Source organism: Stenotrophomonas sp. AS1, assembly GCF_048957655.1.
Lineage (GTDB): Bacteria > Pseudomonadota > Gammaproteobacteria > Xanthomonadales > Xanthomonadaceae > Stenotrophomonas > Stenotrophomonas bentonitica_A.
In genome coordinates this window covers 579151-602711 of record NZ_JARVXM010000007.1, presented here as the reverse complement: position 1 = coordinate 602711, position 23561 = coordinate 579151, and the positions used below count along the sequence as shown (strand labels likewise).

The window sequence follows — 23561 nt, the reverse complement described above, 5'->3', positions numbered from 1 at the left end:
TGCACGGTGGCCAGCGCTTCGGCCTGGCCGGCGCTGACCAGCGCGCCCTGGGTGACCGAGGACTTGCCGATGCGGCCACTGATCGGCGCGGTGATGCGGGCATAGCCCAGCGTCACGTTGGCCGCATCCAGCGCGGCACGCGCGGCGCCCACATCGGCCTCGGCCTGCTTGAGCGCGGCGATCGCATTCTCGTTGTCCTGGGTGCTGACCGCCTCGACCTTGGCCAGCTCACCGATGCGCTTGGCGCTCAGGCGCGCGGCATTGGCGGTTGCTTCGGCGCGGGCCAGCTGGGCGCGGGCGCTGTTGGCCTGGGCCCGGTAGCTGGCGTCATCAAGCTGGTACAGCGGCTGCCCCGCGGTGACCAGGCCCCCTTCGGTGAACAGCCGCTTGGCCACGATGCCGTTGACCTGCGGGCGCACTTCGGCGACCAGGAAGGCGTTGGTCCGGCCCGGCAGTTCACGGGTCAGCGAAACACTGGTGCGATCCAGCCTGCTGTAGTGGACCGCTGGCGGTTCGCGTGGATCCCCCACACCGGGCGAGCCGCATCCCGAGAGAATCAGCAGCATCAGTGCGCAAAGCGCATGGCAGTGATGTTTCGTCATACATCGGTTCCTTTCATTCAATAGCTCTCCTGAACGTCGAACGGAGCATCTCCGCCGTCGATGCATCGCCTGCCCAAGGCAACGGTGCATGGAACGGCAAGCGCAGGCGAAATGCCATGCGAGACGTCGCATTGAGCACGCTCAGGAACTTGCGATTCATGGGTCGCTCAGGCCTGCCACGCCGATCCGCATACGCTGCAGCGGTATCATTGTTGTTGGACTCTTCGAGTGACCCACTCCATGCGCAGCCTCTATCCCGCGATCACCCCGTTCCGCACGCATCACGTGCCCGTGGACGAGTTGCACACCCTGTTCGTGGAGGAGTGCGGCACTCCGGACGGCATCCCGGTGGTGTTCCTGCATGGCGGACCGGGTGCCGGCGTCTCGCCGGTACACCGTCGTTTCTTCGACCCGGCGCGCTATCGCATCGTATTGATCGACCAGCGTGGCAGCGGGCGCTCCACGCCATTCGGCGAGCTGCGCGACAACACGACGCAGCACCTGGTCGCGGACGTGGAGAGCATCCGCGAGCTGCTGGGTATCGACCGCTGGCTGGTGTTCGGGGGATCGTGGGGCTCCACGCTGGCACTGGCCTACGCCCAGGCACATCCGGAACGCGCGACCGGTGTCATCGTGCGCGGCGTGTACCTCGGCCGCGCCGAGGAGAACCGCTGGTTCGCCGAAGCCGACGGCGGTGCGCGCTGGGTCTTCCCGGAGCGCTGGGCGCGCTACGAGGCATACATCCCTGAAGAAGAGCGCGGCGACATGATCGCCGCCTACTGGCGGCGCCTGGACGGCCCGGACGAAGCGACCCGCATCGCGGCGGCGCAGGCCTGGCTGGGGTGGGAGGATCACGCCGCCACGCTGGAGCACGATGTGGATGCGGAGTCCGCTGATGATCCGCTGCATACGCTGGCCAAGGCGCGCATAGAGGCGCACTACTTCCGCAACCACGCCTTCCTCGAACCTGGGCAGCTGCTGCGGGATATCGACCGCATCCGGCACCTGCCGGGGGTGATCGTGCAGGGCCGCTACGACATCATCTGCCCGGCGCGCAGCGCGTGGGATCTGGCCTGCGCCTGGCCTGAAGCATCGCTGCAGATGGTCGTGTCGGGCCACAGTGCAACGGAACCTGCGACCGCAGATGCGCTGGTGCGCGCCACCGATGCCTTCGCCGGCAGGCAGTAAGGAGCGGCAGTGGATTCGATTTACCTGGTTGTCGCGCTGGGCGCCATCGTCGCCGGCTTTGTGCAGGGTCTTTCCGGCTTCGCCTTCGGGCTGGTGGCGCTGTCCTTCTGGGCCTGGGTGCTGGACCCCAGGCTCGCGGCGACGCTCTCGGTGTTCGGTGCCCTCACCGGCCAGCTGCTGGCGGCCTTCACCGTGCGCCGCGGCTTCAACCTGAAGACCCTGCTGCCTTTCGTTCTGGGTGGGTTGGCCGGCATCCCGCTGGGCGTCTACCTGCTGCCCCTGCTCGACATGAACTGGCTCAAGGCGATCCTGGGCACCCTGCTGGTGCTGTGGTGCCCGGCCATGCTGCTGTCACGCCGGCTGCCCCGGGTCACCGCCGGCGGGCGCGCGGCGGATGGCGTGGTGGGGTTCGCCGGCGGCATCATGGGTGGACTGGGTGGCTTCACCGGCACGCTGCCGACGCTGTGGTGCACGCTGCGCGGCTACGAGCGCGATGTGCAGCGCTCCGTCGTGCAGAACTTCAACCTGTCGATGTTGCTGGTCACCATGGGCACCTACGTGGGGACGGGCATCGTCACCCGTGACATGCTGCCGATGTTCGCCATCGTCGCGCCGGCCATGTTGATCCCGACCCTGCTCGGCACCCGTGTGTACATCGGCATCAGTGATCTGCGCTTCCGCCAGATCGTGCTGAGCCTGCTCACCGTTTCCGGGATCGCGTTGCTGGCGTCTTCGCTGCCGGCACTGCTGGGCTGGCGCTGAGGCGAGCCGGTTACAGCGGCAGGCGATTGCCGACGAAGTTGACCACGTTCTCCATCGCGTCGGGATCGACATTGCTCAGCCCGATCACCACATAGCCCTGGCTGGGCAGCACGATGAGCGCGGCATTCGCGCCGGGCGCCCCGCCCTCGTGGCCATACTGGCGCTGCTCGTCCTCCCCACTCACCATGAAGCCGTAGCCGTACCAGCCCTTGGTGTTCTGCGGCGAGGTGGCTGCCTGCACCGCCGCGGCCGGGATCAGCCTGCCAGCGCGCAGCGCTTCGGCGAAGCGGAGCAGATCCCGGGCGGTGCTGTAGCCGCCGCCCGCCGACGTGCCTCGCAGCGGCAGGGTCCTGGTCTCGCGCACCCAGTGCCCGTCGCTGAGCGTGTAGGGAATGGCGCGGCCGGGCACCCGTGCAGCCTCCGGCATGGCGCCCGTCGCCGTCATGCCCGCCACGCGAAAGATGTGCTGCTCGATGTAGTCCTCGTAGGGCTGCCCGGAGGCCGCCTCGATGATCGAGCCGAGCAGGATGTAGCCGTAGTTGGAGTACTGGTCCTGGGTGCCCGGCTTGAAAGCAGGCGCTGCATCCCCGTACACAGCCCAATAGTCGTGCAGTGTCTTGAGGGACGCTTTACGGGTCTCGAATGCGTCGTCGAAGATCTCGCCCAGGCCGCTGGTGTGGTTGAGCAGCTGGCGGATCGTGACCGCCGTGGCTACCGCCTGGTTGGGGTAGTCCTCCAGGTGGCTGGCAACCGTATCGTCCAGCGAAAGCCTGCCAGCCTCGGCCAGCTGCAGGATGCCCACTGCGGTAAACATCTTGTTCAACGAGGCGAGCCTGAACTTCGTGGCCGCATCGACCGCGATACCCTGCTCGCGGTCAGCCAGCCCACCCTGCCAGCTCATCAGTACCTCGCCCTCCCTGGCGAGCAGGAAGCTGCCGGAGAGTTTGCCGTCCGCCTGCAGCCCGTCCAATCGCGCGCGGCTCTGCGCGATGAGCGCGGGCATTTCAAGCCGCGCGGGTTTGAATGCGTCGGGTATCTCGGTGCCCTCCAGCTGCAGCGTCTTGAGCCGGGGTCTGTTGTCAGGATCGATGGCCACGGTGATCAGCACCCCGCGATCGCTCGATGTGCCCCGCACGATGGCGGCGATGGTATCGGGCGTGTCGACGGTCCTGGTCAGCACGTCGAACGGGCCGAAGGTCTCGCGGATGTCCAGATACCGCTGCGCGGTGTGATCGATCCCGTAGGTCGACAGCACCGCCTGCAGTTCCTGGCGGTCGCCGGCGTTGTAGGCCGCCAGCCAGCGAGTGAAGATCTGCTCGGCCTGCGCGGGTTCGGTGGGCACCCCGGCCCAGCTCGAGGTGCTGAAGAACAGCAGCACCACCATGAGTGTTCTGATCGGCAACATCCTGTCCTCCTTTCCGCTGGGCTGCCGTCCGGCAGTCGGAGGGAGTATGCAGCGTCGCGGGACCACCTGGGCCGTACCGCTTGCTTTTCAGAGGGTCTGCCCTGATTGCGACGACCACCGCCCATATCGCGAGAGACGGGGCCCGAGCCGCGGTCTACGCTTGTCGCCTCTCCGCTTCCGGGTGCCAACGCCGCTGATACCCAGGCATCGGCACCCTCCCGCTCCTGATCCCGGCCCATGACCACTGAAACCGCTGCCCCGCCCGTCATCCCCACCGAACCGATCACCCCGGCCCCCAACCAGGGTTTCGCGATCCGCATCGTCGGCGCTGCTGCCTTCGCGCACCTGCTCAACGACATGATCCAGGCCGTGCTGCCGGCGGTGTATCCGATGTTCAAGAGCGAGTTTTCGCTCACCTTCGGCCAGATCGGCATCATCGCCCTGGTGTACCAGGTCACCGCCTCGCTGTTGCAGCCATGGGTGGGCATGTACACCGACAAACGGCCGCTGCCGTACCTGCTGCCGTCGGGCATGATCGCCACCTTCGTCGGCATCGCCCTGATGGCGGTGGCGACCAGCTACGAAATGCTGCTGATTGCTGCGGCGATCGTCGGCATCGGTTCGGCCACCTTCCATCCCGAAGCCTCGCGCGTGGCGCGCATGGCCTCGGGCGGCCGCTTCGGCACCGCGCAGTCCACCTTCCAGGTCGGTGGCAATACCGGCTCGGCGATCGGGCCGCTGCTGGCGGCCTTGATCGTGATCCCGCACGGGCAGCGTGCCATTGCATGGTTCATGCTGGCGGCTGCGTTGGCCATCACCGTGCTGTTCCGTCTCACCGGCTGGACCGTGCAGCACGGCCAGGCAAAGATGAAGAGCCTTGCCAAGAGCCACGGCGTCGGGTTGAGCCGCGGCAAGGTGATCCAGGCCATCGCAGTGATCGCGGTGTTGATGTTCGCCAAGTTCGTCTACATCGCCTCGTTCACCAACTACTTCACCTTCTACCTGATCGAGCGCTTTGGCCTGAGCGTGCAGCAGAGCCAGATGTACCTCTTCATCTTCCTGGCCTCGGTCGCGCTGGGTACCTTCATCGGTGGTCCGGTCGGGGACCGGATCGGGCGCAAGGCGGTGATCTGGATCTCCTTCCTCGGTGTTGCGCCGTTCGCGCTCGCCCTGCCCTACGCCAACCTGATGGGCACCGCAGTGTTGGCGGTGGCGGTCGGGCTGGTGATGTCCTCGGCCTTCGCGGCGTTGGTGGTGTACGCGCAGGAAGCGGTACCGGGCCGTGTCGGCATGGTGTCGGGCCTGATGTTCGGTTTGATGTTCGGCATCGGTGGCATCGGCGCGGCCGGGCTCGGGAAGCTGGCCGACGTGCACGGCATCGTGTGGGTCTACCACTTCACCTCGTATCTGCCGCTGCTGGGGCTGGCGACAGCGTTCCTGCCGAAGACGACTATGCGCTGAGCCGCGCGCCTCAATGGAAGAACTGGCTCGGCAGCTGGCCGAAGCGTTTCTTGAACATCGCAGTGAAGGCGCTCGGACTGGCGTAGCCCAGCGAGAGCGCCACGTCGATCACCTTCTCGCCGTGCGCCAGCTGCTCCAGCGCACGCAGCAGACGCGCCTGCTGGCGCCATTGCCCGAAGGTCATGCCCAGCTCGCGTGCGCACAGGCGCTGGATGGTCTTGACGTCCACGCCCAGCCGGCGCGCCCAGTCCTGCAGGGTGGAGGGATCGTCCGGCGTGGATTCCAGCTGCTGCCCAATGGCGCGCAGCCGCGGGTCGGTCGGCTGCGGCAGATGCAGCGGCAGCACCGGCAACAGCTGCAGCTCATCCAGGATCAACTGCATCAGCCGCCCGTCGCGGGAATCGGCTTGATACGGCGGCGCGACGTCCATCGCCGCATGGATCAGGGCGGCCAGCAAGGGCGTGACCGAGACCGTCGAGGCGCTGGCTGGTGGCTGGGTGATCGCCTGCGGCAGGATGTACAGGCTGCGCATGCCGACCGCGCCGATGCAGCTGACCTTGTGGCCCATGCCGGCGGGGATCCAGATCGCGCGTGTGCTGGGCACCACCCAGCGCCCTGCCCCGGCCTGCACCACCAGCACGCCGGATTCGGCGTAGACCAGCTGGTGCCGGTCCGGATGGTGATGCAACGCGATGATCGTGCCGGCGGGATACTCACGCGCCCGACAGAACACCGGGGTCTCCGGGCCGGCCGGCAGCCGCTTGCCCTCGCCGACGCCCGGGGCGATGTCCTTTCTCCGATATGGCATGGCAATATCCTCGCAAACGGCCTGCCCGAGGACTCTACCGCGTCGGCGGTGTTTTCGACATCCCGCTGCGGCTATCGGGGCTTGGGCGGCGCCACGACCTCGATCCAGGTCGGCGCATGGTCGCTGGGTTTTTCCAGCGCCCGCACCCAGCGGTCCACCCCCGCATCTTTCAGGCGGGGCGCGAGCACGGGATTGAGCAGAAGATGGTCGATCCGCAGCCCGCGGTCGCGGGCGAAGTGCTCACGGAAGTAGTCCCAGAACGTGAAGATCTGTGCATCGCCATGCACCGCGCGCAGGCTGTCGGCCCAGCCCTGGTCGAGCAGCGCCTGATAGGCCTGGCGGACCTCGGGCTGCAGCAGCGCGTCCTTACGCCACGATTTGGGATCGTAGATATCCGCATCCGTGGGCACAACGTTGAAGTCGCCGATCAGCGCGACCGGATGCGGCAATGCGACCAGCGTTTTGGCGTGATTGTGGAGCCGCTGCATCCACTTCAGCTTGTAATCGAACTTCGGGCCCGGCTGCGGATTGCCATTGGGCAGATACAGACCCGCCACGATCACGCCATGCGCGGCCGCTTCCAGATAGCGGCTCTGGTCGTCTTTCGGGTCGCCGGGCAACCCGCGGCGGCTTTCGATCGGGTCCTGGCCGCGCGCAAGCAGTGCGACCCCGTTCCAGGATCGTTGTCCCTGCCAGATGCAGCCGTACCCCGCCTCGCGGATCGCCGCCTCCGGGAACGCCTCCTGGGTGGCCTTGAGCTCCTGCAGTGCCACGATATCGGGCTGTTCGCGCGCCAGCCACGTCAGCAGATGGGGCAGCCGTGTCAGCACACCGTTGACGTTGAAGGTGGCGATTTTCAGGCGCTTTCTGGCGGGCATGGCGCGTGGCTGGCGGTGGCGGTGTCTGCCATGGAGGATTGCCCTGTTTCGATCAACCTGCCGCGAATGCGGGGCGAGCGTGGCGTGACGATGGCAGCGCGTTGATCGCGCATTGACCCGCGGCGCGTCACAGTAAGCGCTGGTTCCACACTGGCAAGGTGCATCCATTGCGCGGAAGGTCATGAAGACGTGGAAGGTTCTGCCGCGGCGTTTCTATCAGCGGCACCCGGCCGAGGTAGCGCCGGAACTGTTGAACAAACTGCTGGTGCGCGATGACGGTCGCGCCGGTCGGATCGTGGAGGTGGAGGCGTACGCGGGTGACCAGGATCCGGCTGCGCACTCCTATCGCGGGATGACCGCGCGCACCGCCACGATGTTCGGCCAAGCCGGCCATCTCTACGTCTATTTCAGCTACGGCATGCACTGGGGCTCGAACGCGGTGTGTGGGGACGTCGGCCAAGGCTGGGGCGTGCTGCTGCGCGCACTGGAACCGGTGGCGGGGCTGCAGCTGATCCGCGAGGCGCGTCCGGCGATCAAGCGCGAGCGCGACCTGGCCAGTGGCCCGGGCCGCCTGTCGCAGGCGATGGGCATCACCAAGGCGCTGGATGGCGCGGATCTGGTCCGTAACGACCGCGGCATCCGCATCGTGTCCGATGGGATGGCGCCCCCCGTCGCACCGGTGGTCGGGCCGCGGATCGGGATCAGCAAGGCGATCGAGTTTCCATGGCGCTGGCATGTGCCCGAGCACCTGCATGTCTCCGGGCGCAGGGGTACACCGAAGACCGGGAGGACGGTGTCATGAGCGCTTCGCCGCCCGCTGCCTCCCCTGCACGCCGCCTGCGGCGCGGGTTGCTGCGGCTGTTCGTGCTTGTCGTCTGCATCGTGGTGGCCGGCGTGCTCTGGAACAGCCCCATCGCGGAATCACCGCGGGCACTCTGGCGCCTGTCACAGATGCCTGCACCGACCGCGCTGCCCGTCCCCGTGGCGGGCGTGGCCGCACGCCAGGTCGCCGACACGTTCGGCGCACCGCGTGGACGCGACCGCACGCATGCCGGCGTGGACATTTTCGCCAAGCGCGGCACCGAGGTGCGCAGCGCCACTCCGGGGATCGTCGCCGACATCCGTGAAAGCGGCCTGGGCGGGCGCCAGGTCTGGGTGTTGGGGCCTGCGCGCGAGCGCTATTACTACGCGCATCTGGATGATTGGCGCGAGGGCCTGGCACGTGGCGATGTCATCGAACAGGGCACCGTCCTGGGCTACGTCGGCGATACCGGCAATGCCAAAGGCACCCCGCCGCATCTGCACTGGGGCATCTACGGAGCCGACGGTGCCTACGATCCGCTGCCGCTGCTCAAGGCCTGGCCGGACGCGCCCTGAGGTGCGTGCAGAGCGCCTTCACAACAAAGCGCGCTGGACTAACACCCCCGCGCCTAGCGTCGGATGCTCAAACCCAACGGCAGTACCTCCATGGCGATCAAGACCGCAGAAGACCTGTTCATCCACGAGCTCTCGGATATCTACAGTGCAGAGAAGCAGCTGACCAAGGCGCTGCCCCGACTGGCGCGCGCCGCCTCCAATCCCGACCTGGCGGCCGCATTCACGACGCACCTAGAAGAGACGCAGGGCCAGATCGAGCGCATCGACCAGGTGGTGGAACTGCTGGGGATCCGGCTCAAGCGCATCAAATGCGCCGCGATGGAGGGGCTGGTCGAGGAAGGCAAAGAGGCAATCGAGAGTATCGAGGAGGGCCCGGTCCGCGATGCCGCACTGATTGGTGGCGCGCAGAAGGTGGAGCATTACGAAATCGCCTCCTACGGCACGATTGCCGCGCTGGCCAAACAGCTGGGCTACAAGGCAGCCGTGCCGCTGCTGCTGGAAACGCTCAAGGAAGAAAAAGACGCGGACGAGAAGCTGACCCTGCTGGCCCTGGCCGGCGGCGGCAATGCCAAGGCCGCCGCAGCCTGATCGTCCCGTTTCTCCTCCGGCATTGCGTTGTGCGGGGAGCTGGCCTCCCCGCGCAGCGCGTTTCGCTTTCCGCGCTTGATCGCCGCCCTTGATCACACCAGGAGCCTGCATGTCACTGCCCCCACCCGTTCTTTACCACGCCTCGCTCGAGCATGCCGACGAAGATGAGGCCACGCATATCCGCGAACTGACCGAAGTGTTCGCGCGCATGGCGCTGACCGTCGCCGAGCAGGAAGGCCACGCCCACCGTGCGGTGCACGCCAAGGGCCAAGGGTTGTTGAAGGGCCGGCTACGTGTATTGGACGGGTTGCCGGCCGAGTTGCGGCACGGCCTGTTCGCGCGGCCGGGCAGCTACGACGCACTGGTCCGGCTGTCTTCGCCACCGGCCGAGCAGCTGCCAGACTCGGTCTCCACCCCGCGCGCGATGGCGCTCAAGGTGATCGGCGTGGAAGGCCCGCGCGCCGAGGGTGCGGAGGAACAGCACACCCAGGATTTCCTGATGGTCAACGGTCCGGCGTTCAACACGCCCGGCGTCGCCGGCTTCCTGCGTTCGGCCAAGCTGCTGGCCGCCACTACCGAGCGGATGCCGCGTACCAAACGCATGGTCTCAGCCACGCTGCGCGGCGCGGAGGCGGCGCTGGAAGCCGTCGGCGGGGAAAGTGCCACGCTGAAAGGCATGGGCGGCGAGCCGCAACACCATCCGCTGGGCGAAACCTTCTTCAGTCAGGTGCCCTTCCTCTATGGTCCCTACATGGCCAAGTTTTCACTGGCCCCGATCTCACCGGCGCTGCTTGCGCTGACCGGCGACAAGATTGGCTCGGACGAAGATGCGCAGCGCGAGGCAGTGGTGTCCTTCTTCACCGACCTGCCCAATCCGGTCGAATGGGAGTTGCGGGTGCAGCTGTGCCGCGACGTGGAGCGCATGCCGATCGAGGATGCGTCGGTCGCGTGGCCGGAAGCGGACAGTCCGTTCCTGCCGGTTGCGCGCCTGAGCGTGGCGCAGCAGGAAGCATGGCAGCCTGCCAGCTCGCCGGGCATCGAGGACACACTGGCGTTCGCCCCGTGGCACGCGCTGGCCGAGCATCGCCCGCTCGGTGGCTTGAACCGTGCGCGTCGCGTGGTGATGGCCGCTTCGCGTCAGTTCCGCTCGCGGTTCAATGGGTGTCCGATCCACGAACCGGTGGGATGACCCTGAGCCTGCTGCTGCTCAGGCCATTGCAGTAACCCTCAGGCCGGGGTGTGCAGCTCCATGGCGCGCATCACGATCGGCTTGGCCCAGTCAGGCGTCTGCAGCAGCTCGATCGCCGAGGCCGGATAGTGCAGCCCGTTGCGATCCAACTGCAGCACCGGCAGCGGTTCGGCGCCGTCGGCATCGGCCGGGGCGCTGTTGTCGTAGACATGCAGCTCGGCCAGGTGCGGCAGCAGGGCCAGCAGATTCTCGCGCGAGGAATCGTAACGGGCGCGGATCTTGTCGGCGGGGATGTCATGCCCGCCACGGCTGACCCGGGCCGCGACGCGTGCCATGTGCAGCTCGACGCTCTGCAGGCCACAGAACCAGATGGCCACGTGGTGACGGTCGCAGGCCTCGCGCAGCAGGCGCGGGATGGTGTTTCCGCCCAGGGTGGTTTCGAAGGCGAAGTCGCTGCCCTCGTCGATGGCCTGCCGCAAGCGGCGCGCGCCCTCGTTCCACGCGGCGGCATTGGCATCCCCCAGCGCCCAGCCGGCCTCCACCAGGCGGCGGGTGAACGTATCCGGGTTGAACCAGGTCAGGCCTTCTTCTTCCAGCCACATGCCCAGCAGCGAACTTTTGCCGGCGCCATTGACGCCGGCCAGGACCAGAATCCGCCCCATCGGTCAGAGCGGACTGCCGAGGGCGACCTTGCGGCCGCGGCGGATCGGCTGGCCCAGCACCTTGCCCAGCCCGCCATCGCGGCCGAGGCTGGCCAGGGTGGTATCGAACGCGGCGCGCAGGCGTTCCAGCTCGCCCATGCGCTCATCGAGGTCGCCGCCGACCGCCTTGGCCAGCAGTTCCTGGTAGGTCTTGATGTCCACGATCACCGCTTCGGGATGATTGTGGTTGGTGATCACCAGTGCCTGCTTCTCGCGGACGGTCCGCATCAGGCTGGGCCAGCCGCGGGTTTTGACCGAGGAGGCAGTGGCCTTCTCAAGGCCGGGCAGATCCAGTGGCAGGGTCATGGCACGCTCCAGGACGGGATGGGCCCACTATACCCCTTCTGGCCAAATTGGACATAAATCCCATTTTGGCTAGAAGGGGGCCGCGGTCACCCGTCAGCGGGACATCGAGTACGGCTGCTCGGCGCCCTGCCCCGGCCAGGCCTTGTTCGGCTCGGCCTGCAGCGTGAAGCGCAGTTCGCCGCCGGCCAGGATCTCGTCGTGGCGCAGGAAGGTGCGCTGCAGCGGTTGACCGTTGAGGGTGACCGAGCCGACGTAGTCGTGGCCCTTGCCCAGTCCTTCGGTGACGATGGTGAAGGTCTTGCCGTTGGGCAGGTGCAGCGCCGCCCTGGGCAGGAACGGACGGCCGATGATGTACTCGCCGCTGCCCGGGGCCACCGGGTAGAAGCCCAGTGCAGTGAACACGTACCAGGCCGACATCTGGCCGAGGTCGTCATTGCCCGCCAGGCCATCGGGCCGGTCGGCGTACTGGGTATCCATGATCTGCTTCAGCCGCGCCTGGGTGCGCCACGGCTGGCCGGCATGGGCATACAGGTACGCCACGTGGTGGCTGGGCTCATTGCCATGCGCATACCAGCCGATCAGGCCGGTGATGTCTTCCATGTGCTCGAAGATCGACGGGTCGACCTTTGCCTCGAACACCTCGTCCAGCCTGGCCAGCAGTGTGTCGCTGCCTCCGTGCGCGGCGGCCAGACCGGCCACGTCGTGTGGCACATACCAGGAGTACTGCCAGGCATTGCCTTCGGTGTAATCGGTGCCGTAGCCGCTGGCGCTCGGGTCGAACGGCGTGCGGAAGCTGCCATCGCGCTTGCGCGCGCGCATGAAGCCGGTGTCCTTGTCGAACGCATTGCGCCAGTTCGTGGCGCGCTTCTCGAACTCACCGGCGACCTTCGTATTGCCCATGGCCTTGGCCATGCGCGCGATGGTCCAGTCGTCGAAGGCGTATTCCAGCGTCTTGCTGGCCGCCTCGCCTTCTTCATCGATCGGCACCCAGCCCAGTTCGCGATACTGCGCGATGCCGTCGTACGGACCGTAGTTGGCGGTCGCCACCATGGCGGCCAGTGCCTTGTTCTCATCGAAACCGCGGATGCCCTTGAGGTAGGCATCGGCGATCACCGGCACCGCGTGGTAGCCGATCATGCACCACGTTTCCTGGCCGTGGAATGCCCACACCGGCAGCATCCCGTAGGCGCTGTTGTGCTGGTGTGCGAGCAGCGAATTGATGAAATCGCTGTTGCGCTTTTCCGGCTGCACCAAGGTCAGCAGCGGATGCAGGGCGCGGTAGGTATCCCACAGCGAGAAGGTCGAATAGTTGGTGTAGCCCTCGGCGCGATGCACGGCGTTGTCCGAACCGCGGTACTGGCCATCGCTGTCCATGAACACGGTCGGCCCGAGCAGGCTGTGGTACAGCGCGGTGTAGGCACTGCGGCGGTCATGCTCGGGGCCGTCGATATCCAGCACCGACAGCGCCTGCGTCCACTGCGTTTTTGCCTCGGCGCGGACACGGTCGAAATCGAAGCCGGGCACTTCGCTGTCCAGGTTGGCGATCGCACCGGCCTCGCTGACCGAGGAAATCGCCACCGTCACCACCAGCGGCGTGTCCAGCTTGCCGAAATCAAAGGTACCGACCAGCTGGCGCCCTTCAATCTGCGCACGCTGCGCGGGGCTCTGGTGCCCCGGCGGCGGGAAGCCCTTGTAGGCGATGTCGGTCTCGGTGTTGTGGAACTCGTGACCGGTCAGCGGCCGGGAGAAACGCATCGCGAAGTACAGCTGTCGGCCCGGCGCCCAGCCGCGGGTCTCGCGGAAGCCGGTGATGGTGCCGTCCTCGCGGGCGCGCAGGCGCGACCACAGGATCTTGCCGGGGTAATCGTAGAGGCTGGTGCGCAGGTCCAGCAGCACGCGCGCCGGCTGGTTGGCCGGGTAGGTATAGCGGTGCACGCCGACGCGGGTGCTGGTGGTCAACTCCGCGCGCACCTTCGGATCATCCAGGGTGACCGCGTAGTAGCCCGGCTCGGCGCGCTCGTCCTCGTGGCGGAAGCGCGAGGTGTAGCCGCTGCCGGGCTTGTCGGGGTCGCCCCGCTCCAGGCTGGAATCGGTGCGCACCGGCATCAGCAGCACATCGCCAAGATCGGAATGGCCGCTGCCGGAGAAGTGCGTATGCGAGAAGCCGACGATGCTGGTGTCGTCATGTCGATACCCTGCGGCCCAGCCATAGGCCTTCTCGCGCGGCTGGATGCGGGTATCCGGGCTCAGCTGGACCATACCGAACGGCACCGTGGCACCGGGATAGGTATGGCCCTCGCCCGCCGTGCCGATGAACGGATCCACCGCCGCGTACGCGCGCTCGCCGACCTTCGCCGGTGCCGCCGTGGCGGTGCCGGCCACCAACATCGCCCCTACCGCGAGCCCCAACCACCGTACCGTCCCCGTTTTTGTCATGGCGTTGAATTTAGATCGATTCAGGTGAGGTTGATCCTAGCACTGGCCGATCGGGCTGACATGTTGCGGTGCGGGTGTTACCGGCGCCGGCCCTCCTGGCCTGCGCCATGGCGGCGCAGTGGGTGACCGGACCGGACCGGCGTTACGCCGGGGGCGCGTCTTCCGGCACCGCTGCCACCGGCAGCGTGGGCTGGGTCGCATCCACCGTGACCGGCTCATCGCTGCGCATCAGGGCACGGGCTTCGGCTTCGCTGGCCACCGCCGGCGGCGAACCCCGCAGCGGCATGCCGGCGGTCTCGCGCACGAACAGCATGGTGATCACACCGATCACCGCCGCCCCCATCAGGTAATACGCCGGCACCAGCGGATCACCGGTGCGCTCCACCAGCCACGCAGTGACCAGCGGCGTGGTGCCACCAAACAGCGAGACGGACACATTGAAGGCGATCGACAGCGCGCTGTAGCGCACCGGGGTATAGAACAGCGCCGGCAGCGTGGACGGCATCGAGCTGGTGAAGCACACCAGCGCCACGCCCAGCAGCATCAGGCCCAGGAAGATCAACCAGTCATTGCCGCTGCCGACCAGCTTCAGGCAGGGGATCGCCAGCAGGAACAAGGCGATGCAGGCACCGATGATCATCGGGCGGCGGCCCAGGCGATCACTGAACAACCCGCCCAGCACATTGAGCGGCATCATCACCAGCATCACGATGATGATCAGCAGCAGCCCCTTGCTCTCGGCATAGCCCATCGTCACGCTGAGGTAGCTGGGCATGTAGGTCAGCAGCATGTAATCGGTGACGTTGAACACCAGCACCAGGCCAACGCAGATCAGCAGCTGCGCCCAATGCACGCGGAACAGCGCACCCAGGCCGGGGCGTTCGTGATCGCGCTTCTCGGCCTCTTCGGCGTACGCACGGAACGCCGGCGTCTCTTCCAGCTTCATGCGCATGTACAGGCCGAGCAGGCCCAGCGGACCGGCCACCAGGAACGGGATGCGCCAGCCCCAGTCCAGCATCTGCGTGCTGCTCAGTGCCATGTGCAGCGCGGTGACCGTGCCCGCGCCGGCGATGTAGCCGCCCAGCGTGCCGAACTCCAGCCAGCTGCCCATCAGGCCGCGGTTGCGGTCGGTCGAGTACTCGGCGATGAAGGTCGCCGCACCCCCGTACTCACCACCGGTGGAGAAGCCCTGCACGATCCGGGCGAGCAGCAGCAGTGCCGGGGCCCAGATGCCGATGCGGTCATAGGAGGGAATCAATCCGATGCTGAAGGTGCCCAGCGCCATCAGGATCATGGTGAAGGCCAGCACTTTCTGGCGGCCGTACTTGTCGCCGAGTGGCCCGAACACCAGCCCGCCCAGTGGACGCACCAGGAAGGCCACGGTGAAGGTGGCGAAGGTGGCGATCAGCTGCGCGGTCGGGCTGCTGTCGGGGAAGAACACGTGACCCAGCGTGACGGCGAGATAGCCATAGACACCGAAATCAAACCACTCCATCGCGTTGCCGAGTGCGGCCGCACCCACGGCCTTCTTGAGCATCGGGCGATCAACGACGGTGACTTCGTCGACGTGCATCTGGCGGCGGCGTTTGAACCAGCCGAAATGGGCATGTGCGGCATGCAGGTCCTGCATCTGCTTTCTCCTGGAAGCAGGCCATCGCGGCGCCCGAGGTCCCGCGCACGGCACAGGAAACACCGCCTCTGATGACACAGCGCGACGCGCGAAGAGGGGTTGCAACAGACGATCCCGGACGGCCGCGTGGACTCAGCGACGCTGCGGGATGGATGACCCGGAAACGGGCAATGGCCCGGGGGTGATCAAGCGGGCCATGATACTACAAATGCCGCCGACGTTCCCCTCGCCGCTCGTAGGGAGCGCGTGGAACAGCCTGTTTCAGGCGTTTTCAGCGGTCTTTCATGTGATGAACGCACGCAGGCGCAGCAGGTCCAAATCGCGGCGTACTGCGCGCCAATGCACGTATCGGAGGACGCATCCTGCTGGCCTGCGCGACCCGCATCCTTCCGTTACGGACCGCGTTCCAGCGCATCAATCAGCGGCGCCAGATCCTCGCGCTCATGCGGCCGTACCGCGCGGGCGATCTCCTGGCCATCGCGCAGCAGGATCACGGTCGGCCAGAGTTTCACGGCAAAGGAGCGGCCCAGTGGCCGCCCCTTCCCGTCCTCGACCTTCAGGTGCGTCGCGTCATAGCCACCGAGAAACTTCTGCAGCAGTGGCTGGGCGGCGCTGCAATGGCCGCACCAACCGGTGCCGAATTCCAGCAGCATCCATCCGCTGCCCGCGTCGATGTCGGCACGGGTGATGTCGGACGGGCTGTATTCGCGGGCGAAGGCCATGGGCGGTGTCTCAGGACAGGGCGCGCTGGATATCCTCCAGCGGCGCATTGGTGAAGTCCTTGGCGAGATCCTTGAGCAGGCGCTCCTGCGTTTCCTTGTGCAGCAGCGGACGGATACGGCCCAGGGTCTGCGGATCGGCGATCAGGATCAGGTGCGCGTAGCGGTTCTTCAACGCGTCTTCATTCAACTGTGCCGCCACCTGCTTGGCAAACGTGGCCTCGTTGAGCTGGGAGATGGTCATCTCCTGCGGCACGGAGCCGGACGGGCCCTGCCCGGACGCGCCGGTATCGCTCACGGCCTGCAGCTGCAGTTCCCCTTCCTGCTTGAGCTGCAGCTTGTGCGCGGTGCCGACGTTGGTGAACACGCGGGCCGAGCCGCCATCGGCTACAACGACCAGGGTACCTTCGGGAATCTGCTGACTCATCATCTACTCCTTATGGGGAAAACCGAGCGCGGGTGCACTCGGGTTCCACCGTAGGCAACCGAATGTATGCGCAGTGCATACGGATGTATGCATCGTGTATGCAGCCCCGTCGCACCCTACTCCGCGGGCGGTCCGGGCAGGGCCATGTCCAGGTGCCGGGCGAAGAAGCGCGCCATCACCCGGTACGCCTGCTGGCTTTCCGGCAGCCGGGCGTCGAGGTGGAAGGCGTGGCCCAGCCCGTCCCAGACGTGCAGGTCCGACTGGCGCCCCAGGTCCACCAGCCGCGAATGGGTATAGGAAACGTTGCTCAGCTCGGCTGCCCGCGTTGCAGTGATGAACAGCGTCGGCGGAAACTGCGCGAGCACCGCATCGGAGAAGACCGGCGACACCAGCGGGTCACGGAAGTCCACCGGGCCGTAGTAGAGGTCTTCCATGATCGGCAGGCTGCCATCGGCGTGCGGCAGCAGTGCATCGGTGACGGCAGCGGCCACGTAGCGCGAATCGCCGCCGTAACGCGCATCGCCGCCGGCGCAGAACAGCCCGGCCGCCGCTGGCATCGGCAGTTTTTCCTTGGCGAACCACGCCAGCGATTCGCCGGTCAGCACGCCGCCAGCCGAGCAGCCGAACACGCCGATATGCGCTGCGGGCCGCGTTTCCAGTGCCGCGCGGTAGACCGCCGCCACGTCCTCACTGGCGGCGGGGAACCGATGCTCCGGTCCCTGCCGATACTCCACGGCGACAACCGTGGCACCGGTCATCGCCGCGACCGGGATCGCCTCGAGCAGACCGATGCTGTCGGCGCGGCCGAACACGAATGCACCACCGTGCAGCTCGATCAGCAGACGACGCTGCGCCGGATCGGCCGGCGCGCTGCGCGGCTCGACCCGCACCACCGGCACCCCGTTCCAGGTTTCGTGGTGCAGCTCGACCGGATAGCGCTCGCGCAGCGCCTTGATCTCGCCGTAGGCCCAGTCATCGGCGCCCTTGCGTATCGTCGCCAACTCTTTGAGCACGGTGGCGTTATCCATCTTCGCGACCGGATCACCGTTGACGACGGCGCTGCGCATGGCTGCCTGTGCTTCCGGGCTCAGATATGGCGAGAGCGGCAGCGCAAACCCAGGCACGTTCCGGACCCCTTCGGCGGTCGCCGGCACGGGCGCGGCGGCGGTCGCACCGCTGGCCGCCACCAACAGCGCCAGCGGCGCGAGCTTTACTGTCCAACCCATCTGCTGCACTCCGCTGAGAAATCGGGCGACAGAATAGCTGCTGCGTCGTTGCCACGGCGCGCAGATCCGGCTCGATCCTTGCCCGCCGCGCAACACTCTTTCGCTTTTCGACGGCTGTTTGAGCCAGAGTGCCCCGCGCAGACTGGGCGGCCTTCCGCTTTGTACCCACCCTCACATGAGCATTCACCTTCCCGGCCGTGTTGGCTTCGGCACCGCGCCCCTCGGCAACATGTACCGCGCCATTCCCGAACAGGAGGCACTGGCGACCGTTCACGCCGCCTGGGACCAGGGCATCCGCTACTTCGACGCCGCCCCGCTGTATGGCGCCGGCCTGGCCGAACGGCGGCTTGGCGAAGCGCTGCAGCACTACCCGCGCGATGCCTATGTGCTGAGCACCAAGGTCGGCCGCCGTCTGCTGGATGAAACCGAAGACGCCGCCAGCCGCGACCTCGGCGAGAAAGGCGGCCTGTTCGAGCATGGCCTGTCCAACAAGATCGTCTATGACTACAGCGCCGACGGTACGTTGCGCGCCATCGAAGAAAGCTTGAAACGCCTGAAGACGGACCGCCTGGACATCGTCTGGATCCACGACCCGGCCAGGGATTTCCATGGCGAGAACTGGCGCGCCGTGTTCCACCAGGCCCTGTCCGGCGCCGCGACCGCGCTGACCCGGCTGCGCGAGGAGGGGGTCATCAAGGGTTGGGGCTTGGGCGTCAACCGGGTCGAGCCCTGCGTGATGGCGTTGCAGCAGGCCGACCCCGATGGCTTCGTGCTCGCCGGGCGCTACACCCTGCTGGATCATGATGAGGCACTGGCCGGCCTGATGCCGGCCGCCGAAGCGCGTGGCGCCCGCATCGTGGTCGGTGGTCCATACAACTCCGGCATTCTCGCTGGCGGCGCGCATTACGAGTACCAGATGGCCGGTACCGACGTGCTGCATCGGGTCGGGCGCCTGCAGCAGGTAGGCGCGCAGTTCGGCGTGGACATCCGTGCGGCGGCGCTGCAGTTCCCGCTGGCGCACCCGGCCGTGGCGGGCGTGATTCCCGGTGCCAGCCAGCCCGGCCGCATCGCAGAGAATCTCGCGTTGGCCAAGGTCGCGATTCCGCCGGCGTTCTGGAGCGCGTTGCGCGAACAGGGCCTGGTCTCGCCGCACGCGCCGTTGCCGATCGACTGAGTTGGCGCACAGCCGCCGCTGACGAAGATCATGCCAGTGCTGGCAATGCTGGCAGTGCTGGCAGCGCCGGGAGCGCTCGGCGCCGTGGCTGAACCCTGCGCGCCGGCGGCCCGCGGCCATTACGGTGTAAAATTCGCCGTTTTAACCGGAACAATGGCCAAAACCGCGCAACGGACGCCTGTCCCGGGCCCGGCCTTCATCCGGCTGCTGGCCCGTCTGGCTGAAAGCAACCTGTCCTCGACGGGCCCGGCCCTGTCGGACCGGCTCAGCGAATGGGTGGACTGGACGCGGGCGGTGACCTTGTCCAAGGCGCTCGATGGGCGGCTGCCGCCTGCGGTGGAGGGGCCGGATTTCGATGCCGACGAGGATGTGGAATGCCAACGGATCCGCGCGGCGCTGGAAGCCACCATTGTTCAGGAACCTGAGCCTTCCAGGCCGGTTCGGCGCGCGGTCGAGGCCGAAGCGACCGAAGCGCCCATCGAATTCGCCGTGTACCGCGAGCGCTACGTTACCGCGCAGCGTTCCATGCTCGGCGCCACCAGCCGCCTGCGCGGGCGGCTGCGCGACATGCTGACCCGCCGCTCACCCGAGCTGGCGCGGCTGGCCGAGGTGGACGCGCTGATGGAGCAGACCCTCAGCGCCCGCGAACACGCCCTGTTGGCCAAGGTGCCGGTGCTGCTCGGGGTGCATTTCGAGCGCCTGCGCGACGCCGGCAGCGACGCGGCCTGGCTGGAGGTGTTCCGCCGCGACATGCAGAGCCTGCTGCTGGCCGAGCTGGATATTCGTTTTCAACCGATCGAAGGCCTGCTTGCAGCGCTTCGCACCCACTAACCGGGACGTCATGTTCAGAACCAGTCTTCACTACGTTGTTTTCCTGCTTGGCCTTGTCGCGGTGTGCTGGATCGGGGCGGGTTATGCCAGCACCAATCCGGTCGGTTTCGCTGTCGCCGCGCTGATCGCCGTGTGCTACCTCGCCGGTGGCCTCGAGCTGTACCGCTACCGGCAGGCGACCGCCTCGCTCGCCGCGGCCAGTGCCAGTGCCGGCGCGGCCAGCTCCGGCCTGACCACCTGGCTGGGCCAGCTTCACCCCAGCCTGCGCAATGCGGTACGCCTGCGCGTGGAAGGCGAACGCGTCGCCCTGCCCGGCCCGGTCCTGACCCCCTATCTGGTCGGGCTGCTGGTGCTGCTGGGCATGCTCGGCACCCTGCTCGGCATGATGGCCACCCTGCGTGGCACCGGCCTGGCCCTGGAAAGCGCGACCGACCTGCAGGCCATCCGCGGCTCGCTGGGCGCGCCGGTGGAAGGCCTGGCGGTCGCCTTCGGCACCTCGATCGCCGGTGTCGCCACCTCCGCGATGCTCGGCCTGCTCTCGGCGCTGTGCCGGCGTGAGCGCCTGGAAGCGGTACAGCAGCTGGACGTGGAGATCGCTACCACCCTGCACACGCACTCGCAGTCCTGGCAGCGCAATGAAGCCTTCCGGCTGCTGCAGCAGCAGGCCGAACTGATGCCGGCGCTGGTGGATCGGCTGCAGGCCATGACCACGGCGATCGAACAGCAGAGCAGCGCCTCGGGCGAGCAACTGCTGGCCAACCAGCAGCGTTTCCATGCCAAGGCCGACGAGGAATACGCCCGCCTGACCTCCGCGATCAAGGAGTCACTCAAGGACAGTGTCGCCGAGAGCGCACGTGCCGTCGGTGCCGCCCTGCAGCCGGTGATGGACACCACCCTGGCCGGCATCGCCCGCGCCAACGCCGCCATGCACGAAACGGTGACCGATGCGGTGCAGCGCCAGCTGACCGGCCTGACCGACGGCTTCGACGCCAGCCGTGTCGCCACCGCCGCGTCCTGGCAGGCCGCGCTGGACAGCCAGCAGCAGACCAATGCTGCATTGACCGCCGACCTGCGCGCCGCGCTGGACGGATTCGCCGCACAGCACGACCAACGCGCGCTCGGCCTGCTCGAGGCGGTCTCCTCGAAGCTGGTCAGCACTGCTGACGGTTGGCAGGCGGCCCAGTCCGAGCAGCAGCAGATCAATACCGCCATGGCGACCGAGCTGCGCAGTGCACTGGCCCACTTCGCCGAGCAGCATGGCGAGCGCTCCAGCGCCTTGCTTGAGGCGGTCTCGGCCGAACTCAACGCGACGGCCACCCGTTGGCAGGATGCACAGGCCGCGCAGCAGCAGACCCATGCCGCCCTTGCGGATGACCTGCGCAGCGCGCTTGGCAGCTTCACCGAAACGCACGAGGCCCGGGCCACCGGTCTGATCGATTCGGTCGGCAGCCGCATGGAGGCCACCACCGCGCAGATCGCCGAGGCCTGGCAGCAGGCGCTGGCCCGCCAGGATGCCGCCGCGACCGCGCTGAGCGAGCGGCATCAACAGGCCCTGGATGCCGCTTCCGCCACACTGCAGGCGCAGGCGGCCTCGCTTGGCGAAGCGATGCAGCACTCGCATGCCCAGCTGCAGGACGCCCTGGAAGCACGCGATCAGCAGCGCCTGCGCGCCTGGACCGATGCCTTCACCGGCATGAGCGCCAGCCTCGGCGAGCGCTGGGAACAGACCGGCGCCAGCGTGGCCAGCCGCCAGCAGGAGATCTGCGACACCCTGGCACGCACCGCCAATGACATCACCCAGCAGGCCCAGGCGCACGCCAGCGAGACGATCAGCGAGATCTCGCGGCTGGTGCATGCCGCCTCGGAAGCGCCCAAGGCTGCGGCCGATGTCGTCGCCGAACTGCGCGGCAAACTCTCCGACAGCCTGGTCCGCGACACCGCCACGCTGGAAGAACGCAGCCGCCTGCTGGCCACCGTGGAGACCCTGCTGGATGCGGTCAACCACGCGGCCAACGAACAACGCGTCGCCGTCGATGCACTGGTCTCCACCTCGGCCGAACTGCTGGATCGCGTTGGCACCCGTTTCACCGACCACATCGAAGCGGAGACCGGCAAGCTCGGCAACGTGGCTGCGCAGGTCACCGGCAGCGCCGTGGAAGTGGCGAGCCTGGCCGACGCGCTCGGCAGCGCCGTGCAGTCCTTCGGCACCGCCAGCGACGGCCTCAACGAGCGCCTGGTCCAGATCGCCGCTTCGCTGGATGGTTCGCTGGCCCGCAGTGACGAGCAGCTGGCCTACTACGTCGCCCAGGCGCGTGAGGTGATCGACCTCAGCGTGCTCTCGCAGAAGCAGATCATCGATGAGCTGCAGCAGCTGGCCGGCCGCCGCGGCAGCAAGGCCGGGGCTGCCTCGGCATGAGCGACGAGATCGAAGTCGAGGCCGACGGAGGCGCCCCGATCTGGGCCGCCTTCGGCGACCTGATGTCGGTGCTGCTCGGCGCGTTCGTGCTGATCCTGGTCGGCGTGGTCGCGCTGCAGCTGGAGCTGACCAACCGCCTGGATGAAGAGGTCAAGCAGCGCCAGGCCGAAGTGCAGCGCCGCCAGACGCTGGAGCAGGCGCTGGCCGGCCCGCTCGCCGCCGGGCGCGTCACGCTGGTGGACGGCCGCATCGGCATCCGCGGCAACGTACTGTTCGCGTTGAACTCCGACCAGCTGCAGCCGGAGGGCCTGGAAGTGCTCAAGAGCCTGGCCGGTCCGCTGAAAGGCTACCTGGCCGCGCGCGAGGAGATCCTGATGGTCAGCGGCTTCACCGACGACCAGCAGGTGCGCGATGGCAACTGGCGCTTCGCCGACAACTGGGAGCTCTCTGCCGAGCGTGCGTTGACCGTGACCCGCACCCTGATCGCCGAGGGCGTGCCGTCGGACGCGGTGTTTGCCGCGGCGTTCGGCTCCGAGCAGCCGGTGAGCTCCAACGCCAACGAAGACGGCCGTGCCAAGAACCGTCGCGTGGAAATTGCCCCGATCCCCAAGCCCAAGGCGAGCAAGGCCGCGGATGGCCCGTAACGCCGTCGCAACCGCTGAGATTCTCCAGCGTTGGCGAGCGAACAAGCTCGACCAGCTCGACCGCACGCGCTTTGCCGTGATCGAGGCGCTGCATGCCCGCACGCAGGCGCACGACGGCGAGGTGCGGGCACTGCTGCAGGCGAAGCTGGATGCGATGGTGACCAGCTACACCGAGCGGATTGCCGAGGCGCCCGCCGCGGCGCAGCCTGGGCAGGGCCCGTCACCCGGGCGCATCGGCCTGCAGGCGCTGGTCACGGAATTGACCGGCCAGCACAAACCGGCCTACCCCGAGCTGCCGCTGCTGGCCGACGTTCGTGCGGGCTGGGCCACGCTTCGAAACGCCAGCCAGTTGAAAGAATCGCTGGCCCAGGTGCCGACCAACGGCGGCCCGCTTAATTCCGGCGTCCTGGTCCATCGGGCCCTGACGCTGATGAAAGAAACCTCGCCCGGGTACCTGACGCATTTCATGGCGTACCTGGATGCGCTGTCCGGCATGGAGCATCTCCATCAGTGGGGCGTACTCGTGGCAACGCCGAAAGTGGCGCCGCGGGGGGCGAAGCCGCGGCGGCCGCGTGCGGGAAAGGCCGCGGGCTGATCAAGCGTTCCATCTGCGTGCCTTGAAGGCGGCACGACATTGCCCCGATCAACGCTGAGCCAAGGTCGCTCCAGCGCGGTATCGCCCGCTTCGAACACACATGCCTGCGCATGCGCCAGCCATGCCGCTCAGCACCGACACCGCGATGCTCGGCGCATTGACGCTGAAGATGAGCAGGCAGCCGGTTCTAACTGAATA

At 67.4% G+C, this 23561-nt stretch carries 23 protein-coding genes and 1 pseudogene; 12 read left to right on the top strand and 12 right to left on the bottom strand.

Going from position 1 to position 23561, the window contains the following annotated elements; all coding sequences use genetic code 11:
- The coding region (locus PV764_RS14575; protein WP_421116938.1) for an efflux RND transporter periplasmic adaptor subunit at positions 1-602 on the bottom strand (602 nt) is incomplete at its 3' end.
- Between the two features lie 13 nt (positions 603-615).
- Positions 616-762, bottom strand: coding sequence for a hypothetical protein (locus PV764_RS14570; RefSeq protein ID WP_157267117.1), 147 nt, complete (start codon positions 760-762; stop codon positions 616-618).
- A gap of 80 nt (positions 763-842) precedes the next feature.
- Between PV764_RS14570 and pip the strand changes: the two genes are divergently transcribed.
- Positions 843-1790, top strand: a complete 948-nt coding sequence (pip, locus tag PV764_RS14565; RefSeq protein WP_421116949.1) for a prolyl aminopeptidase — start codon at positions 843-845, stop codon at positions 1788-1790.
- Positions 1791-1799: 9 nt separating this feature from the next.
- Complete coding sequence (locus PV764_RS14560) at positions 1800-2552, top strand: sulfite exporter TauE/SafE family protein (protein ID WP_019184560.1); 753 nt, start codon at positions 1800-1802, stop codon at positions 2550-2552.
- 10 nt (positions 2553-2562) lie between these two features.
- Here the strand turns inward: PV764_RS14560 and PV764_RS14555 are convergent, their stop codons facing one another.
- Positions 2563-3957 (bottom strand): serine hydrolase domain-containing protein, encoded by a 1395-nt coding sequence (locus PV764_RS14555; RefSeq protein WP_421116937.1) that lies wholly within the window; start codon positions 3955-3957, stop codon positions 2563-2565.
- A gap of 237 nt (positions 3958-4194) precedes the next feature.
- Between PV764_RS14555 and PV764_RS14550 the strand changes: the two genes are divergently transcribed.
- A complete protein-coding gene (locus PV764_RS14550; RefSeq protein ID WP_019184563.1) occupies positions 4195-5418 on the top strand; it encodes an MFS transporter in 1224 nt (407 codons plus the stop codon).
- A 10-nt stretch (positions 5419-5428) separates the two neighbouring features.
- Here the strand turns inward: PV764_RS14550 and PV764_RS14545 are convergent, their stop codons facing one another.
- Positions 5429-6226, bottom strand: a complete 798-nt coding sequence (locus PV764_RS14545) for an AraC family transcriptional regulator (RefSeq protein WP_046274103.1) — start codon at positions 6224-6226, stop codon at positions 5429-5431.
- A 77-nt stretch (positions 6227-6303) separates the two neighbouring features.
- Positions 6304-7104 (bottom strand): annotated as a pseudogene (gene xth, locus PV764_RS14540) (exodeoxyribonuclease III); the annotation flags it as partial.
- 181 nt (positions 7105-7285) lie between these two features.
- On the opposite strand from xth, the gene PV764_RS14535 reads away from it, so the two are divergent.
- From PV764_RS14535 to PV764_RS14520, 4 genes are all read left to right on the top strand, one after another.
- On the top strand, positions 7286-7906 hold the full coding sequence (locus PV764_RS14535) for a DNA-3-methyladenine glycosylase (RefSeq protein ID WP_019184566.1): 621 nt from the start codon (positions 7286-7288) through the stop codon (positions 7904-7906).
- Positions 7903-8481 carry a M23 family metallopeptidase gene (locus PV764_RS14530; protein WP_070474033.1) on the top strand — a complete coding sequence of 193 codons (579 nt, stop codon included), beginning with the start codon at positions 7903-7905 and terminating at the stop codon, positions 8479-8481. Before PV764_RS14535 ends, PV764_RS14530 begins: the two co-directional genes overlap by 4 nt.
- Before the next feature lie 90 nt (positions 8482-8571).
- Positions 8572-9069 (top strand): ferritin-like domain-containing protein, encoded by a 498-nt coding sequence (locus PV764_RS14525; RefSeq protein WP_284129255.1) that lies wholly within the window; start codon positions 8572-8574, stop codon positions 9067-9069.
- A 109-nt stretch (positions 9070-9178) separates the two neighbouring features.
- Entirely contained in the window at positions 9179-10258 is a 1080-nt protein-coding gene (locus tag PV764_RS14520; RefSeq protein WP_421116936.1) for a catalase family protein, read from the top strand.
- Between the two features lie 38 nt (positions 10259-10296).
- On the opposite strand, the gene PV764_RS14515 is transcribed toward PV764_RS14520, so the two are convergent.
- From PV764_RS14515 to PV764_RS14485, 7 genes are all read right to left on the bottom strand, one after another.
- The gene (locus PV764_RS14515; RefSeq protein WP_046274099.1) at positions 10297-10920 is read right to left on the bottom strand and encodes a hypothetical protein; all 624 of its coding nucleotides are present in this window, start codon (positions 10918-10920) and stop codon (positions 10297-10299) included.
- Between the two features lie 3 nt (positions 10921-10923).
- A complete protein-coding gene (locus tag PV764_RS14510) occupies positions 10924-11265 on the bottom strand; it encodes a type II toxin-antitoxin system prevent-host-death family antitoxin (RefSeq protein WP_399617865.1) in 342 nt (113 codons plus the stop codon).
- 93 nt (positions 11266-11358) lie between these two features.
- The gene (locus PV764_RS14505) at positions 11359-13701 is read right to left on the bottom strand and encodes a GH92 family glycosyl hydrolase (RefSeq protein ID WP_399617862.1); all 2343 of its coding nucleotides are present in this window, start codon (positions 13699-13701) and stop codon (positions 11359-11361) included.
- Between the two features lie 142 nt (positions 13702-13843).
- Positions 13844-15331 carry a glycine betaine/L-proline transporter ProP gene (gene proP, locus PV764_RS14500; protein ID WP_019184573.1) on the bottom strand — a complete coding sequence of 496 codons (1488 nt, stop codon included), beginning with the start codon at positions 15329-15331 and terminating at the stop codon, positions 13844-13846.
- 392 nt (positions 15332-15723) lie between these two features.
- Positions 15724-16053, bottom strand: a complete 330-nt coding sequence (locus tag PV764_RS14495) for a thioredoxin family protein (protein WP_019184574.1) — start codon at positions 16051-16053, stop codon at positions 15724-15726.
- A 10-nt stretch (positions 16054-16063) separates the two neighbouring features.
- The gene (locus tag PV764_RS14490) at positions 16064-16477 is read right to left on the bottom strand and encodes a host attachment family protein (RefSeq protein ID WP_019184575.1); all 414 of its coding nucleotides are present in this window, start codon (positions 16475-16477) and stop codon (positions 16064-16066) included.
- A gap of 116 nt (positions 16478-16593) precedes the next feature.
- Positions 16594-17703 carry an alpha/beta hydrolase fold domain-containing protein gene (locus tag PV764_RS14485; RefSeq protein ID WP_019184576.1) on the bottom strand — a complete coding sequence of 370 codons (1110 nt, stop codon included), beginning with the start codon at positions 17701-17703 and terminating at the stop codon, positions 16594-16596.
- A gap of 175 nt (positions 17704-17878) precedes the next feature.
- Between PV764_RS14485 and PV764_RS14480 the strand changes: the two genes are divergently transcribed.
- The 5 genes from PV764_RS14480 (at position 17879) to PV764_RS14460 (ending at position 23363) form a co-directional block, all read left to right on the top strand.
- Positions 17879-18877, top strand: a complete 999-nt coding sequence (locus tag PV764_RS14480; protein WP_046274097.1) for an aldo/keto reductase — start codon at positions 17879-17881, stop codon at positions 18875-18877.
- Positions 18878-19030: 153 nt separating this feature from the next.
- Positions 19031-19708: a DUF3348 domain-containing protein gene (locus PV764_RS14475; protein WP_046274096.1), complete on the top strand. Its 678-nt coding sequence runs from the start codon at positions 19031-19033 to the stop codon at positions 19706-19708.
- A 10-nt stretch (positions 19709-19718) separates the two neighbouring features.
- Complete coding sequence (locus PV764_RS14470; protein ID WP_421116935.1) at positions 19719-22124, top strand: DUF802 domain-containing protein; 2406 nt, start codon at positions 19719-19721, stop codon at positions 22122-22124.
- Complete coding sequence (locus tag PV764_RS14465; RefSeq protein ID WP_019184580.1) at positions 22121-22768, top strand: OmpA family protein; 648 nt, start codon at positions 22121-22123, stop codon at positions 22766-22768. The genes PV764_RS14470 and PV764_RS14465 overlap by 4 nt, the downstream gene beginning before the upstream one ends.
- Positions 22758-23363, top strand: a complete 606-nt coding sequence (locus PV764_RS14460) for a DUF2894 domain-containing protein (RefSeq protein ID WP_046274094.1) — start codon at positions 22758-22760, stop codon at positions 23361-23363. Before PV764_RS14465 ends, PV764_RS14460 begins: the two co-directional genes overlap by 11 nt.
- Positions 23364-23561 lie beyond the last annotated feature (198 nt).

What these genes read in the sequence shown, in the direction of transcription:
- PV764_RS14520 (WP_421116936.1), top strand. Translation starts at nt 9,179, where the DNA reads ATGTCACTGCCCCCACCCGTTCTTTACCACGCCTCGCTCGAGCATGCC.
- PV764_RS14495 (WP_019184574.1), bottom strand. Translation starts at nt 16,053, where the DNA reads ATGGCCTTCGCCCGCGAATACAGCCCGTCCGACATCACCCGTGCCGAC.
- PV764_RS14530 (WP_070474033.1), top strand. Translation starts at nt 7,903, where the DNA reads ATGAGCGCTTCGCCGCCCGCTGCCTCCCCTGCACGCCGCCTGCGGCGC.
- PV764_RS14515 (WP_046274099.1), bottom strand. Translation starts at nt 10,920, where the DNA reads ATGGGGCGGATTCTGGTCCTGGCCGGCGTCAATGGCGCCGGCAAAAGT.
- PV764_RS14510 (WP_399617865.1), bottom strand. Translation starts at nt 11,265, where the DNA reads ATGACCCTGCCACTGGATCTGCCCGGCCTTGAGAAGGCCACTGCCTCC.
- PV764_RS14555 (WP_421116937.1), bottom strand. Translation starts at nt 3,957, where the DNA reads ATGTTGCCGATCAGAACACTCATGGTGGTGCTGCTGTTCTTCAGCACC.
- PV764_RS14475 (WP_046274096.1), top strand. Translation starts at nt 19,031, where the DNA reads ATGGCCAAAACCGCGCAACGGACGCCTGTCCCGGGCCCGGCCTTCATC.
- pip (WP_421116949.1), top strand. Translation starts at nt 843, where the DNA reads ATGCGCAGCCTCTATCCCGCGATCACCCCGTTCCGCACGCATCACGTG.
- PV764_RS14465 (WP_019184580.1), top strand. Translation starts at nt 22,121, where the DNA reads ATGAGCGACGAGATCGAAGTCGAGGCCGACGGAGGCGCCCCGATCTGG.
- PV764_RS14470 (WP_421116935.1), top strand. Translation starts at nt 19,719, where the DNA reads ATGTTCAGAACCAGTCTTCACTACGTTGTTTTCCTGCTTGGCCTTGTC.
- PV764_RS14525 (WP_284129255.1), top strand. Translation starts at nt 8,572, where the DNA reads ATGGCGATCAAGACCGCAGAAGACCTGTTCATCCACGAGCTCTCGGAT.
- PV764_RS14550 (WP_019184563.1), top strand. Translation starts at nt 4,195, where the DNA reads ATGACCACTGAAACCGCTGCCCCGCCCGTCATCCCCACCGAACCGATC.
- PV764_RS14545 (WP_046274103.1), bottom strand. Translation starts at nt 6,226, where the DNA reads ATGCCATATCGGAGAAAGGACATCGCCCCGGGCGTCGGCGAGGGCAAG.
- PV764_RS14535 (WP_019184566.1), top strand. Translation starts at nt 7,286, where the DNA reads ATGAAGACGTGGAAGGTTCTGCCGCGGCGTTTCTATCAGCGGCACCCG.
- PV764_RS14485 (WP_019184576.1), bottom strand. Translation starts at nt 17,703, where the DNA reads ATGGGTTGGACAGTAAAGCTCGCGCCGCTGGCGCTGTTGGTGGCGGCC.
- proP (WP_019184573.1), bottom strand. Translation starts at nt 15,331, where the DNA reads ATGCAGGACCTGCATGCCGCACATGCCCATTTCGGCTGGTTCAAACGC.
- PV764_RS14490 (WP_019184575.1), bottom strand. Translation starts at nt 16,477, where the DNA reads ATGAGTCAGCAGATTCCCGAAGGTACCCTGGTCGTTGTAGCCGATGGC.
- PV764_RS14570 (WP_157267117.1), bottom strand. Translation starts at nt 762, where the DNA reads ATGAATCGCAAGTTCCTGAGCGTGCTCAATGCGACGTCTCGCATGGCA.
- PV764_RS14480 (WP_046274097.1), top strand. Translation starts at nt 17,879, where the DNA reads ATGAGCATTCACCTTCCCGGCCGTGTTGGCTTCGGCACCGCGCCCCTC.
- PV764_RS14460 (WP_046274094.1), top strand. Translation starts at nt 22,758, where the DNA reads ATGGCCCGTAACGCCGTCGCAACCGCTGAGATTCTCCAGCGTTGGCGA.
- PV764_RS14505 (WP_399617862.1), bottom strand. Translation starts at nt 13,701, where the DNA reads ATGACAAAAACGGGGACGGTACGGTGGTTGGGGCTCGCGGTAGGGGCG.